Here is a 14,832-nt window from a genome sequence, read left to right as displayed (position 1 = left end):
TATGGAAAGACTAGTACATGGAGGTAAAACCTATAGCTATTATGAGTATGGCAAAGAGCAGGAATTTGAACAAGTGATAGTTCAGGAGGCAAGTCATATTTTTGGTAGTAAGAGTATTTACATTGACATTAAAAAGAGAATTGGAGACAGTATTATCACCATCCCAGATGGCTACCTGATAGACTTTTCATTTGAGGCAGAACCAAGGCTTTACATCATAGAAAATGAACTTTCAAGTCATGACCCTTACAAGCATATAGGTTCACAGCTTCTCAAATTTGCTATTTCTTACAAAGCCAGTGGCAGAAAGATAAAGGCATTTCTATTGGATCACTTAATAACCGATACAGTTAGTCTGTCTCAGATTGAAACTGGATTAGTAAAAGCTGGTTATAGAAACATTGATGACTTTCTGGAAAGCATCATTTTTGAAAAGCCTGTTGCTGCAATTGTAGTAATCGATCAAAGCACACCAGAACTTGAGAATGTCTTGAGTCAATTGACAATGGATACGGATATTATCGAGTTCCAAACCTTCAAAAATCAAGAAGAGGTCATTCACAAATTCACCCCCTTCAATGCAGAAATAAGGGAATTGTCAGAGTCACCAAAAACCAACCTCAAACCTGATGAATTAAATACCGTGGTTGTGGCAGCTCGTGAAGAAGGATTTGAACAGGAATTTCTAAACAATAATTGCTGGTATGCAATTCGTATAAACGCCTCTATGCTTGACAAGATCAAATATATAGCAGCTTATCAGGTAGCACCAATTTCTGCCATCACGCATTATGCAGAGGTAGCATCTATTGAAAAGTGGAAAGATACCAATAAGTACATCCTACATTTCAAGGATAATGCCTTTCCGATTAATCCAATCCCACTTGATAAAGATAAAAAGGGACTTGCTCCGCAAGCACCCAGATATACAGCCATCGACAAAATATTGAAAGCAAAAAAACTATCTCAAGTATTTTAATCTTATGTGATGTCCAACCTCTCATTCAACATACTTACATTCAATCATCCACAAGAAGAACAAGTCTTCTTCTTCACGGATCAGGAGCAAGAGAATCTTACAAGGATTCACAAAACCTTAGTTCCCAAAGAAGTGATTGAAAAGTATGGAGAGCAAGAGCATTACTACACTTCATTTACAGAGGAAAGACCTGATTTTTTAGCAGTACTCAAACCCACGTCACCAGAATATCAAACCATAGTTACTGAAGATGGAGAAGAAAAAAGCATACCAGTAGACAACTCTACTTTTTCATCATCAGTACTAAAACGCCATTACAACTCTCTAATTCATAATCATTTCAAATCAAAAGGATTCCTGGTAAAGCCCAACTTCATAAGTGATACAGAAGTTTGGTTGGCAAGTGACAAGCAGGACACCACAGGAGTTTACAAAATCTTTGATCGCTTCTCTCTCAAAGTACAGTTCAAAAGCGTTTCAGGAAGTTTAGAGCTATTGGTAGCATTTGAGGGGAAATCCAAAATATTCAAGACTTCCGTCTCAGAATTTTTAGAAGAAGTACCTATTCAGGCATTCAATTGGGTAGTTTACAATAAAGGACTTTACCGATTTGATGAGTTGCCAGATGATGGACGAAGAGAATACGACAAGGTATATCCTGTTTGGAATTTTGACATAAGAGATGCCCTACTCCAGGAAACAGAAGCACCCGACAAGTCAAACCGATACAAGAAGTTCAAAACAGCCATTGATAAGTTTCACAGGAACTACCTGAATACGGATGAGTTCAAAAGCATTATTCCGATAGATGCTAATGGTTTCATCTCTGTAGATAAAAAGAGAATTGGAGAAGTCTATAAGAGCAGTAATCAACTCGTATTTGGCAAAAAACAGACAGGTAAAATCCCAATGTACGGGATTAGAGACAATGGGCCATTCGATTTAAGTACGGCAGTCAAAATCAATTTCTTTTTCATCCTGCATGAAGACGATCAGGAAGTTGGTGCCAAAATGCACCGATATTTCAATGGCACTCAATCAGGTTTCAAAGGACTTGAAAAGTTTGTTCACCTTCCATATCAGCCCAATAAAGAACATGCAATAATCTTCAAAGATAGAGAGAACCCATGGCCAGAAATCTATCAGGCTATCATTGATCAGGACTTTGATACAGACATTCAGTATTTAGCCATCTACATTACTCCAATCTCCAAGCATGTATCAGACAGATCAAGACGACAGGTTTATTTTAAACTCAAAGAACTGTTATTGCAGAAAGGGGTATCCTCTCAGGTAATTGATCCAGAGAAAGTCTTGTCAAACGCCAAGTATCACTTTAGCCTACCCAATATCGCTATTGCCATTCTGGCAAAGCTCAACGGTACACCTTGGAAATTGAGTACTAAGCTCAAAAGTGAATTGATAGTAGGCGTTGGAGCATTCAAGCATACAGATGTAGATGTACAATACATAGGAAGTGCGTTTAGCTTCTCAAATACAGGCAAATTCAATCGGTTTGAGTGTTTTCAAAAAGATCAGACAGATGAATTGGCAGGTTCGATCATTCGGGCAGTTAAAGATTATGTCAATATCAATTCCAATATCAGACGGCTGGTAATCCATTTCTTTAAGAGCATGAGCAGAGAAGAAATTGAGCCTATAGAGAACGGGTTGAAAGAGCTTGATTTAGAAATACCTGTGTTCATTGTATCAATCAACAAAACTGAATCGTCTGATATTGTGGCATTTGATCAGGACTGGAATGAGCTCATGCCGATTAGTGGCACATTTATCAAATTGGGCTACAATCGGTTCTTACTGTTCAACAATACCAGATACTCAAAATCAGAGTTCAACTTCAATGATGGTTTCTCATTTCCAATCAAGCTAAAAATTGAATGTACCGTACCAGAATTGGTAAATGACTACAGAACCGTCAAAGACTTGATTGATCAGGTTTATCAGTTCAGCAGAATGTACTGGAAATCGGTAAGACAACAGAACCTACCTGTTACAATCAAATACCCTGAAATGGTTGCAGAAATGTTACCCTATTTTGAAGGGAACGAAATCCCAGAATATGGCAAAGACAATCTTTGGTTTTTGTAAATCAATAAGGAGATCCAACAAACAATAGCCTACCCACACCCATGTGCTTCCAGTAGGTTCATTGCATTCGTTCGTGCCTCACTCTTTTCATTCACCCACTTCCTGCACCGCACAGCAAGAGTAGCCCGTTATTCCATTCCGCAAAGCTGCATTCCATACCGTGCCACACTTGCCTTTCCCAACGCACCCCCCAACGCAGGTAAAGCGGTGTTCGTCAATCGTTCCGTTTTGTTCCGCAAAAACATATCTGCAAGGGTAAAATAAACTCCCTACGGTCGCCCTTGCATATACCGTTCACTTACCAGGTGGTTTGTGCTCCAGTAGGTGCTCACCACCTGCCGTTCACTTGTTTTGCTTCACACACTACTCTCAATCCTCACTTGCAGCTACTTCATCCCCCCAAACCCCAATAAGGTGTTCGCTGTACTCACAGAAGAATAAAACTGGGGGTCTGTCGCTACATGTGTTTTTGCTCGCCTGCGGGTCGCTGCGGGCTGATCGGGCTGTCATGCTTTTTGCAATTAGTCCAGTGCCTACAGTAGCTTCATTCCAGTCTTTCGTTCCTCTTTCCTTTCATTCAGCCACTTTCAGCACCACACGCAAGAGTAGCTCATTCTCTTCACTACACGAGCCGACACAGTTCCATTTCGCAATCCGTCTGTTATGCCTTCAATTAGTATTTGGTGGATTGCTTATGATGTCAAATACTTCAACACTAATAACAGCCAGTAATTGCTCCATTCCACCCAACAAATCGTTTCGTTCCGTTCAATCGCTACCCTTGCCTTTCCCGACCTTAAAGCAAAAAATCACGCCAGCCCTGCCGTAAACGGTAGGTGTCTGCCGCCCTCATTCTTCGGGCTTTTGCAGCCACCACCCTTGCTCCACTCGCAGGCGGCTCGCATAAATGGCTACGCCTTAGTTTACCTGCGTTTCGCACAGCAAATGCAACTCAGTTAGAAGTAATCAGTATCTTTATTATATGGATTCATTAGAAGCAGATTTAGAAAAAGTTGAATTAGGGGAAGTTCCATCTCCTTTTGGTGAAATTCAGTTTGAATTAGAGTTAGAGCCTATTTCACAAGGTGCAAGTTCAAAGCAAAAAGCTAAACTCAGAACAGCAATAAAAAAAGTTTGCAGTAAGTACCAATTTTTATTAAGTGGTGATGTACAGGTAGAAATACAGTGGTTAGTTCATCAACAATACAGGTATGAATACCATAAAGCCCCAGACATAGATAACATTATAAAGCCACTACTGGATTCATTGTGTGGTAATTCCGGACTACTAATTGACGATACACAAGTTCAGTACATAGGATCTCATTGGATAGACTGGACAAAAAGAGAACACAAATTGATCGTGACTATCAAATACGCACCAGACGATTATGTTTTTAAATCAGACTTAGTATTGGTAGAGGTTGATAAAAAACTATGTCTACCATTTAATATTCAAACCTCCAAAGAAGCCAATATCATTATTTTGAATCACTGGAAAACTATGATTGACCAACGAAATCAGTTTGATGAAATGGGAATGGATTACTATAGTTCTCGAATGATTCTTCCAATTCAAAGATTCTTCCACAAGAATAAATTAAATGACTATCCAGTGTTTACGGTAGATGATTTGATTGAAAAAATAAAAACAACAACATAGCACAAAGTTACAGGCATGCGGATGTGAGCGTTTGCAAGGGTTCGCTACGCCAGTTTCAAAAAAATCTCCACACCTACGGGTAGTATTTTTTCTTCACTGCCCTTGCCACAATCACACCGTCCTGTGATGAGGCACTATGTTTAAGTTATTATTTAGAGTTCGTTTCGGTAGCAGGTGGCTATTGGCGGGCGTTCGTACTTCAGGTCGTCCATTCTTTATGGGCATTGTTCGGTGTGGTGTTGTTGATTACACTATTCGGCTCTTTTGGTTAGAGCTTAGTTTCTCAGAGCTGCCCTTTTAGGGTGGCTTTTTTTGTCCTTTCCGAAAAGATAGTCTTGAAGACAATAAAAAAAATGAGACAAGCAAAATTAGGTGGGTTCCCACAAGCCCAACGCACAAGCGGTTTGTCAAGGTCAAGCCCTACGGGTTTTGATAAAAATCTCCACCCTCTGGGTAGTATTTTTCCCAAAAACCTTGTCAACCCTCCACCACCCACCTTTATCAAAGCTTTCTCTTTTCTTTTTTTCCCTTTTTTCTTTTCTCTTTTGAAAATGTCTGTGCGGAGCGTAGCGAGCAAAACTTTAATGGCTTGCTATATGAAAACGTTTCGATTGAAAACTCACAGACCAGAAAACACCTACACCAAAGCCCACTTCTTTATCCTGAATAAAGGATTGAATAGTGGTAAACCACTCAATACACCCTGCCCGAATTGTTTTGTGTGTATTGTAGAAAATGAAGCAGACAGGGAATTTTTATACTGGTTATGTTTCGGATTGTGGAGGTCTAAATCATTCCATTTCTATTTGAAAGGGTCAGTGATTCCATTTATAACAATTGACGAGATCCGAAAGGTCATAAGAGATAGTGAAGTCAAAGCAAGCACCAAAGAGAAGGCATTTGATAAGTCGATTCAGGCACTAAAACTATTGGATGTCAACGAGCAAAAACTCAAGCTCACCTTAAAAATGATAGATACTGCGAGGCAGTCAATATTCCATAACCTAATGAAATAATCAGAGACAGGATAACTCCTTGATTTGACATAAGAACAGGGCAACAAAGGCAAAATAAAGCACACCAAAGCAACAGCAACCAAGACTGAATCTTCGCCTGTTTCTTGTAGTATTTTAGATGGAGAAGGGCAAATCCATGGTAAGTCCGTGTCAAGTCCAAGCAAATGTTTAACCCTTAATAAATCGTAAAAAAATGGGAAAAATTAATCAAGGTATTCTCGGTGGTGTCTCAGGACAGGTTGGGAATGTAATCGGTGGAACTTGGAAGGGCATCGATTACCTAAGAATCAAACCTTCCAGTGTAGCGAACCCAAGAACTGAAGGTCAAGTTGACCAGCGTTCTAAGTTTTCAACAGTATTGAAGTTCTTGCAGCCAATGACAGACTTCCTTAGAGTTGGTTTTAAGCAGTATGCCAACAAGATGACCCAATTCAATGCGGCCATGTCATACAACCTGAACAATGCCATTACAGGAGCTTACCCCAGCTTCATGGTTGACTATGCAAGTGCATTGGTTTCAAGAGGCAACCTGACGGGTGCTGCGAATGGTGCCGCTTCTTCTCCAAGTGCTGGAAACGTAGAAGCCACCTGGACAGACAATTCAGGAAGTGGTAGTGCATTAGCAACAGATAAAGCTCTGATTGCTCTTTTGAATACCACAAGAGGTGAGGCAGTTTTCACAACTGCTGGACCAGAAAGATCAGTTGGTACAGCAACCATTCCAGTGCCTTCTGAGTACTCAGGAGAAGACGTTGAAGTCTTCTTAGGGTTTGTATCAGAAGACGGAACTAAAGTTGCTAACAGCTCTTATTTAGGCTCTGTAACAGTTGCGTAAAGCGATTGGTGTTTTCGATAAAAACCGCTTCCTTTGTGAGGCGGTTTTTTTATGTCCGCTCCACTCCATTTTTCCTTTCTTTATTCCTTATTTAGCTGTTTAGCGATAGTTTTTGTTGCTTATTTGTACCTATAAGCACGTAACTACCTGATAATCAACCTACATTATATTTTGTATTGGAAAGTAATGGCATCAATGGTAACTGTTCAACCTTTGACAACCAAAAGATCTAATAGCTCAGGGTTTCTGTATCCGTGATTTAGAGATGTGGATCAGGAACTAGAAAACAGAAGCATCTTTAAAGAAAACGGCCAAAAAAAACTATTTCTTACCAGACCCTACCCAATTGATGGCATTATGAAGCAACTGACGGTAATCAGGATTGTCATAAGCCGATTCACTATGCCCATTGATCAAGTACACTATTTGGGAATTGCCATAAGTATTGACCCAACCTATAACAGTTCCACTGGAGGGATGATCAGTGGTTAATAGCACTTCTACATCGCTATTGACAACATAGTTTTTATAGGTTTCATCCAGTATTTTAAAATCATCCATTCCACGGGTAACAGGATGCTCCTTATCAGCAATATGGACTTTATAGTGCACATCATGTTGAAACGCCGATTGAATCGTGTCGCCATCGGGGGTAATTAACGGAGTTTTATTATAATACCTTCCCCCGATAATATCAGAAAATTTATCCCATTCCCGGTAGGATAACAAAGAATGGTGGAGAAAAACAGCAGAGGCCCCTTCTTCAAAGAATCTTAGCATATTTTCCTTTTGCTCCTCTGAAAGGACTACATTTTCGGGCATATCATAAAATACTAAGGCGTCATAGTATTTAATACTGTCTGATCCAAAGAGGTTCAGGACTTCAGACTGAGATATTTCACACCATTGTATGTTGTCAAAGCTATCGAACATGGCAAAAAATGCTTCACGATTGAATTTTCTGTCATCCGTCACAATCAATACATCCAACTGCTTTTCTTTATCAACGGATTGCCCCTCACTATGAAAAAAGGAGAGGGTGAATAATAGAATAGGAAATGATCTCATGCCTGTCGAAATGATTAGATTGTTAACTAAAAATAAAAGACTGTAAGATTAGTTTTACAGCTGTGTAACTACTCAGCTGGTTGTAATTTAGCAATCAGTGCCCTGTTCTCCAAGATATTCTGGATGCCCTCGACCATCAAAACCAGTTCGGGCCACTCCAGCACGCCGTTGCCCTTGGCCCCCAAGGGGCAAATGTCATTAAGTGAGTGACTACAAAAGTTTCTCCATAAGGCAAAAGAGGCCAAGTTTCTTTCCTTTGGACCCTTACGCTTTTGCGAGAAATTTTAAAGTTTTTTTAGTTTAAATAGCATTGCCGGGGGGCAGGAAGGTTCACTTCTCCCAGTAAAGAAGTTTGATCAGGTCGCAGTTCAGAAAGACGAACACCTCGCCGGAAACCTTATCCCGGTCCCGTTCGTCGGCCACGATACCTGGAGCCCGTGAAAACCCTTCCTCCTATCCCAAGGAAACGTTACAGGGAATAACGATGTAGATATGAAGTTTCTTGATCAAAAAGCCCCTCCATTCTGAAAGCGTTTTTTCATCCGACAAGGGAGGGATCTTGAAGGACTCAATATCGATATTGAAAACTAGATCCATCTTGGCGATACGATTTCGAAAAGATGCCCCGCCACCGCGGGCAAGTTCCTTACGCCTTTCCACCGTGGCGGATCAGCATGAAAGCAGTACTTTATATAATATTTTACTGTTAAGTTAATAGCGAATTCCCTGAATACGACACCTTCCTTTTCATTTTAAAATTTCTTAAACATAATAGAACATTCTTTGGCCTTTGCAGCACATTTCCCTTCCCCTTTTAGATGTAATTTTATTAATAGGAAGTCTAAAAAATTCACTTGCTTGAAATTTCAATGACTTGGTAAAGCAAAAAGAATATGTAAAAATAATTTGTTTAACTAAATAATTAAGGTCATGGAAAAGATTAGTTATTACTCACAGGAGAATCATGGTCCCTACCAAGTTTATAATCTCGGGGATTTTGAATTGGAAGAAGGAGGCATTATTAATGATTGCCAAATTGCCTATTCCACATTTGGAAAGTTAAACCCAAGAAAGGATAATGCCATCTTAATTACTACCTGGTATTCGGGAACAAGTAAGATCATGGAACAGGTTTATCAGGGCGAAGGTCGCGCGATTGACCCTGCTAAATATTTTATTGTCATTATCAATCAAATTGGTAATGGGCTCTCCACTTCCCCTCATTCAGCAATGGATGGATTAAAGGGAGCAAAATTTCCAAGGGTAAGGATTTCCGATGATGTGCGGGCCCAATATAGGTTATTGACCGAACTTTTCGGCATTGAATCCTTAGCATTGGTAGTAGGGGGCTCTATGGGCGCCCAACAAACCTGGGAATGGGCCGTTCGCTATCCGGATATGGTTAAACGTGCTGTCCCAATTGCGGGAAGAGCCAGAAATACACGGCATAACTTCTTGTTTATTGAAACCCTTAAGTATGCCTTAATGAGTGATCCTAACTGGAACGAAGGAAATTACACAGATTCCAATTTGGTTTCACGCGGATTGAAACATCATGCTGATTTGTGGTCGGTCATGGGTTTTAGTATTGAGTTTTATAAACAAGAATTATATAAGAACCTGGGGTTTTCTTCTTTAGAAGAATTTAGAGTTGGGTTTACACAGGGGTACTTCCTTCCTATGGATCCTAACAATCTCCTATGTATGGCCTGGAAATGGCAAAAAGGAGATGTCAGCCGAATAACTAACGGGGATCTTTCCGCAGCACTCGGGCGTATTAAATCAAAGGTCTTAATCCTAGCTATTGATGGAGATATGTTATATCCACCCAGCGATTGTGAAGCCGACCAAAAATTAACTCCTAATAGTGAAATGAGGATCATTCATAGTTATGCAGGGCATTTAGGATTATTTGGCATCGAACCCTCTTTCAGCGAGCAGGTTGATAAATATTTAAAGGAAATATTGGATACCCCAATTGAAAAGAAAATCAGTGGAAAAAGTTTTTCCTTGAGGAATTAGTAATTTCCAATTAATAAAGAAACGCCTATGAGCAAATATGAAATTCTGCTGTACCAACCTTTTTTTTATCTCACATTTCGGATTTCTCTAAGGTCCGGGCTCCTGGAATGGTCAGAGAGCTCCTTGAGCACCTTTGATCATTCCAGTCATTTTGCAAACTTCGATGAATCATATTTCGAATATTTGGAAAATGAGGCCTACTTTTCAGCCTACTTATTATTTAAATAATTAAAAAATGTTGAACCTTAAATTGAAGTCAGGATTTTGAAAAACCTGCTACAGAAACCATGAAAATTTTTTAACTTAAATAAACCGAAAATGCTATGTAGCCATGGTAGTTTCCCTTCTTGATTTTGTTCACAATAACAGCTTATTTAAACAATTTAAAGTCGATGACCTTTTGCTTGTGGAATATAAGTGCATTGTTGATGAAACTAAATTAAAAATATGGTCAGAGCACAATTACTTTATTTACGTAGTAAGCGGGAAAAAAATATGGCATACCATCCATTCAAAATATGAAGTCTTAAGTGGACAAGCCATATTTGTTAAAAAAGGAGCCAATATTGTTCACCAATTTTTTGACAAGAACTTTTGTTCCCTAATTATTTTTATGCCCGATAATTTTATTAGTGATGTGATTAAAAATTGCGACACCCCATTATCTTACCAGAGGAATAAGAGAAAGCCTTCAGATTCAATAATTCCCCTACAGCCAAATCCTAATCTTAATCTTTATTTTCAATCTGTTTTCGCTTTCTTTAAAAATAAAGCCAGTCCCCCTCCATCCCTGTTAAAGCTAAAGTTTAAGGAGTTAATTTTAATTATTATTTCGTCAGGAGGTAATGATTTGCTTTCGGATTATCTCATGTCTTTATGTGAGGAAAATAAAACCTCTATCCGGGAGATCATGGAGCATAATTTTATTTATAATATGAAGTTGGAGGAGTTTGCTCGCTTGAGCGGCCGTAGCCTAACTTCTTTTAAAAGGGATTTCATGGCTACCTTTAAAACAACTCCCGGTAAATGGCTCACCCAAAAAAAGCTGGAACATGCACGACATCTTCTGGAAACTACAGATAAAAATATTAACGAGTTGACTTTCGAGAGTGGATTTGAAAATTCTTCCCATTTTATAAGGAAATTTAAACAAGTCTATCAAACAACCCCTCTCAAATACAGAAAAAAATTCTTTAGCAGATCAGAATATTTTAATTCTTAAGGATTCAATTAAAATTGGCACCGGGCATTCAAACTCAGGATTTCCCAGGAGATTGTTAATTCACAATCCTGTATGGGGTGAACAAATCTGAATGAAATTTTTGGCAGAAAAGCGGATAATCAATTTTTAAATTTTCCTTATTTTCTTTACAAATTCAATTTACAGTAAAAAGGAAAATTTCAAGCATAGCGTCAAATAGAAAAAGGTGTAGTCTTGGCTACACCTTTTCATGTAAAGTACTTAAAAAAATCACTCACAGGAAACTTTTGGGTTGAATTGGGTGAATATTCCCTCTGGATTATTTTTCCATATCCAGACATGCAACTGATAATTGGGGAAGGGTAATGCCATAGCATCATCAAAATCAAATTCCCTGCTCCCAAAAAAGGGTGGTTGATCATTTTCAGCATCCCAAAATGCTTTATCAATAACAAATTCCACCGCCACCAATTGCATATGACCATTTTCTGTTTTTTCATAAAGAAGGGCTTGTGGGTTGGCAGGATCATATCCCTCAGTGATCGCCGGGAAGTTCACAAAGTGATAACCCATTCCTCCAAGGCCAGGAACAGAAACACATTCAGACCCCATTTCATATCCATTCTCCTCAGCAACTTCTAAACGGTGATACTTGGCCGTGGCTTTCCGCAAATTGGAAAGCAATTTAAGCATTTCAGGATCCATTCTCAGATTCACCAATGGATTATCGAACGGAATGGGCGCTTCACTCTCTAACCTGAATATTTGATCATTTTTGGAATCAATACCAGTTTCGGAGATACAACTAACAAAGGTGATGCTTAGGGCAATAACCAATAACATCGCCCATAACTTTTTAATTAATAATAACATAGGCTCAGGTTTAATTGTTGACTAAAAATTTTTCTTAAACAAACCATTACTAGTGGTACCGATACAATTGTAACCTTGATGAGCAAAATATAAAACAATTCCTTACACCAACTTACAATACATTATTTGTAATTTAACTTAATTAAAATGTATTTTGAAATATATTCCATAAAATTTCCTGATTGTTATCCCTCACAAAAAATAGTTTCAATTTTTACACCGGAACAATTTGTTTTGGAGTTGTCTATTCCGGCGATGCTGGGCCAGTGTTTCCGGCGTATACTGGGCCACGGATTCCGGGAATCATTGGGCCACTTTCCAAGTGCAATAATAGGGTTAAAATTTAATTGTCCAACTTCTTTTTGCTTCTCATGGATTCTCCTTCCAGTTCTATCCTATGTGAGGAGTATACGAGCCTGTCGAGCACGGCATCTGCAATGCTGTCATCACCAATGGTTCCATGCCATTGGCTGACCGGTATCTGTGATGCAATGATCGTTGAACTTTTCTCATAGCGGTCTTCCATGATGTCCATAAGGGCAATCCTGGCCTGCCCATCCATCGGGGCCAGACCAAAGTCGTCCAAGATGAGCACATTGGTTTTTTCGAGCTTTTTGAGCAGTTTATGGTAGGTACCTTCCAGCTTGGCCAATCTTACCGCATCAAAAAACCTGGCCGTATTGTAATAAAGCGTCCTGAACCTGTGCTGGCAGGCCCTGACCCCAAGACACTGGGCCAGGTAACTTTTCCCGGATCCGGTGGCCCCGGTAAGGATGATGTTCGTCCGGTTTTTGATGAAGGCCAGTCCGAGCAATCTCTCAAACAGCCCCCTGTCCAGGTTACGGGAGTTATGGTAATCAATGTCAGTTGCCGCAGCGGCCTGTTTAAACCCTGCCTGACGTATGAGGTTGTCTATGCTTTTGTTCTGCCTGTACTCCCATTCGCTGTCCACTAGAAAGGCCAACAGTTCGTCGGCCGACATGTCCTGATAGAGATGTTCTGTCAGATTCTTGTGGTAAAGTTCCGCCATGGTACCCATGCGCATCTGTTTCATTTTTTCAATGGTGTTGTGTTCGTTCATAATTCATTTGGTTGGGATATTATAATTCGTTTCATCAAGAGGGCGGCCTGTCAGCTGTAGGAGCCCCTGATGTTCTTGTGACCCGGGGTTAAATGATCCTTGGCAGGAGGCAGTTCCTCGAGGTCCATTTTGTTTTTAAGTATCCTTTCAAGGGTATGGTAGGAGGCTTTTTCGAAGCCCAGTGCCCGTTTACAGGCCCTTTCCAGACGCTCCTGTCCATAGCTTTTCAAGAAGGAAAGAATCCCCTGTGCCTGTTTGTAGCCGATTTCGGGATAGGTGTACTGGCCGATCAACGTTCCGATATACTCCTGGGTGTTCGGACCAACTTTTTGTGCCCTCCGGTCAAAGTATTCCGGGCTCCAGTCATTGTAGTATTGGTGGTTGCTGGGCATATGTTCCCCGATGGTGATGTACTGGCCTTGCCGGGAAGCCCTTTTGTGGGATGCGATCCGCTCCTGACGGTAAAATATCTCCACGGTGTTCCGGTTGTACTGTAACTCCACGCTCTTGCCCATATAGCGATAGGGACAGCTATAATAGTTTTTGTCCTCTCCCAGGTAAACATGGGAGGATTTCTGGACGGTGGCCTTTTTATAATAACGGATGCTGTAGATGCTTTTGGGAAGGGGCTGCAGGAACTCCTTTTCGATGTCCAAAAACTGGCTTCGCCTGCTGCCCTGTCCATGGCTGAGCAGGTAGTCATTGTACTCCTCCAGTTTTTCTGCAATGGCCGCATTGAGCTCCTCCAGGCTGAAGAAGGTATGGTTGCCCAAGGGGTAATAGATCCGTTGGTAGACCAGGGTGACCGAACGCTCCACGAGTGATTTGTCCTGCGGGCTATAGGGCCGGGCAGGATCAAGGGCGCAGCCGTAATGGAGGCCAAAATCCGAAAAGGTCTTGTTGAGGACCGGGGCATATTTTGAGGCCTTGTCCACTGCTGATTTGAGATTGTCAGGGACGACGGCATAGGGTACCCCGCCCATCCAGCCCAGACAATAGACCAGACAGCTGATAAAATCCTCCCGTTTTTGGCTGGGCACCGCCCTTATGTAAGTGTACTGGCTGCAGGGCAGGACACCAACAAAAACCTCTACGGCTATCTGCTCCCCAGTCCGGCGGTCAACGTAGTGCAGCTTCTTTCCGCAAAAGTCCACGAAAAGCTTTTCCCCGGCACGGTGGGACAGCTTGCCACTGGCGTTGTTGCGCTTCTTCCATTGCCGGTAGTGCCAGGTGAACTGGCTGTATTTATAGCCTTCCGGATTTTGGGAGATATATTCCTTCCACAGTACCTGCAGGGTACAGCCGGGCTTTTTCATCTCCCCGTCGATGTGGGGAAAACACCCCGAGAGATGCTCATAACGTTCCTTTTCGGTCTGCCCTGTCTCGGTGAAAAGTTCCTGTAGATCTTTGCCGTCAAGGGAGAGCAGTTCCCCGTACCCAAGGGAAAGATCCCTGAAACGCCTGACATAACTGTCAACGGTCTTTCGGTTGACGCCCAATAGGTCTGCCACTTTTCGGTTGCTAAGCCCCTTCTGCTTGAAGGTGATCAAACTTCTTAAATCCATGATGTCTATTCTTTGTCCTGCCATGTAGTTGCTGTTATTCGACTACAAGGCTAATAACTTATCATGGAAAGTGGCCCAATGACCTCCGGTACCAAACAGCTCGGGAATCCTAAAATGGCCCAGTGACCTCCGGAAAACCGACTCTATTTTTGGCCCAGTGATTCCCGGAATGGCTGGCCCGCTATCACCGTAAACCGTGGCCCAGTGACCTCCGTTTTAGACAGGAGTCCAATCCATTTGTTTAAGATGAAAAAATCTTAAAAATTTATCGCTTCTTTTATTGAATCAAATTAGTGGGTGTATTTACATGGGCTGAAAACTAATAGTTTTTAAATCAATACCTTTCATTTTCAAAGAAATTGATGAAATAGCCTCCAAGGCCAATACTGGTATCGAATTTAATTATTCCCTATCCCCTGG

Annotated in this window: 11 protein-coding genes; 7 read left to right on the top strand and 4 right to left on the bottom strand. The window is 40.9% G+C overall.

Annotated features, from left to right (window positions below; translation table 11 throughout):
• The first annotated feature begins 1 nt into the window (after position 1).
• The 5 genes from QWY93_RS15475 to QWY93_RS15455 all read left to right on the top strand — a co-directional run bounded on the left by QWY93_RS15475 (position 2) and on the right by QWY93_RS15455 (position 6,602).
• Positions 2-979: a DUF8743 domain-containing protein gene (locus QWY93_RS15475; RefSeq protein WP_290249300.1), complete on the top strand. Its 978-nt coding sequence runs from the start codon at positions 2-4 to the stop codon at positions 977-979.
• 9 nt (positions 980-988) lie between these two features.
• A complete protein-coding gene (locus QWY93_RS15470) occupies positions 989-3,088 on the top strand; it encodes a Piwi domain-containing protein (RefSeq protein WP_290249299.1) in 2,100 nt (699 codons plus the stop codon).
• 982 nt (positions 3,089-4,070) lie between these two features.
• On the top strand, positions 4,071-4,751 hold the full coding sequence (locus tag QWY93_RS15465) for a RusA family crossover junction endodeoxyribonuclease (RefSeq protein ID WP_290249298.1): 681 nt from the start codon (positions 4,071-4,073) through the stop codon (positions 4,749-4,751).
• Between the two features lie 353 nt (positions 4,752-5,104).
• The gene (locus QWY93_RS15460) at positions 5,105-5,767 is read left to right on the top strand and encodes a DUF6943 family protein (RefSeq protein WP_290249297.1); all 663 of its coding nucleotides are present in this window, start codon (positions 5,105-5,107) and stop codon (positions 5,765-5,767) included.
• Between the two features lie 193 nt (positions 5,768-5,960).
• Positions 5,961-6,602, top strand: coding sequence for a DUF6266 family protein (locus tag QWY93_RS15455; RefSeq protein ID WP_290249296.1), 642 nt, complete (start codon positions 5,961-5,963; stop codon positions 6,600-6,602).
• Between the two features lie 321 nt (positions 6,603-6,923).
• Here the strand turns inward: QWY93_RS15455 and QWY93_RS15450 are convergent, their stop codons facing one another.
• Positions 6,924-7,670, bottom strand: coding sequence for a ThuA domain-containing protein (locus QWY93_RS15450; RefSeq protein ID WP_290249295.1), 747 nt, complete (start codon positions 7,668-7,670; stop codon positions 6,924-6,926).
• 930 nt (positions 7,671-8,600) lie between these two features.
• On the opposite strand from QWY93_RS15450, the gene QWY93_RS15445 reads away from it, so the two are divergent.
• Entirely contained in the window at positions 8,601-9,692 is a 1,092-nt protein-coding gene (locus QWY93_RS15445; RefSeq protein WP_290249294.1) for an alpha/beta fold hydrolase, read from the top strand.
• A 331-nt stretch (positions 9,693-10,023) separates the two neighbouring features.
• Positions 10,024-10,914 carry a helix-turn-helix domain-containing protein gene (locus QWY93_RS15440; protein ID WP_290249293.1) on the top strand — a complete coding sequence of 297 codons (891 nt, stop codon included), beginning with the start codon at positions 10,024-10,026 and terminating at the stop codon, positions 10,912-10,914.
• A 249-nt stretch (positions 10,915-11,163) separates the two neighbouring features.
• Here QWY93_RS15440 and QWY93_RS15435 read toward each other — a convergent pair whose 3' ends face one another.
• The 3 genes from QWY93_RS15435 to istA all read right to left on the bottom strand — a co-directional run bounded on the left by QWY93_RS15435 (position 11,164) and on the right by istA (position 14,436).
• Complete coding sequence (locus QWY93_RS15435; RefSeq protein ID WP_290249292.1) at positions 11,164-11,766, bottom strand: hypothetical protein; 603 nt, start codon at positions 11,764-11,766, stop codon at positions 11,164-11,166.
• 343 nt (positions 11,767-12,109) lie between these two features.
• Positions 12,110-12,847 (bottom strand): IS21-like element helper ATPase IstB, encoded by a 738-nt coding sequence (gene istB, locus QWY93_RS15430; protein WP_290246277.1) that lies wholly within the window; start codon positions 12,845-12,847, stop codon positions 12,110-12,112.
• A 50-nt stretch (positions 12,848-12,897) separates the two neighbouring features.
• Positions 12,898-14,436, bottom strand: coding sequence for an IS21 family transposase (gene istA / locus QWY93_RS15425; RefSeq protein ID WP_290246278.1), 1,539 nt, complete (start codon positions 14,434-14,436; stop codon positions 12,898-12,900).
• Positions 14,437-14,832: the final 396 nt, after the last annotated feature.

This window comes from Echinicola jeungdonensis (assembly GCF_030409905.1).
GTDB classification, from domain to species: Bacteria; Bacteroidota; Bacteroidia; order Cytophagales; family Cyclobacteriaceae; genus Echinicola; species Echinicola jeungdonensis.
This window is presented reverse-complemented; position numbering and strand designations above follow the sequence as displayed.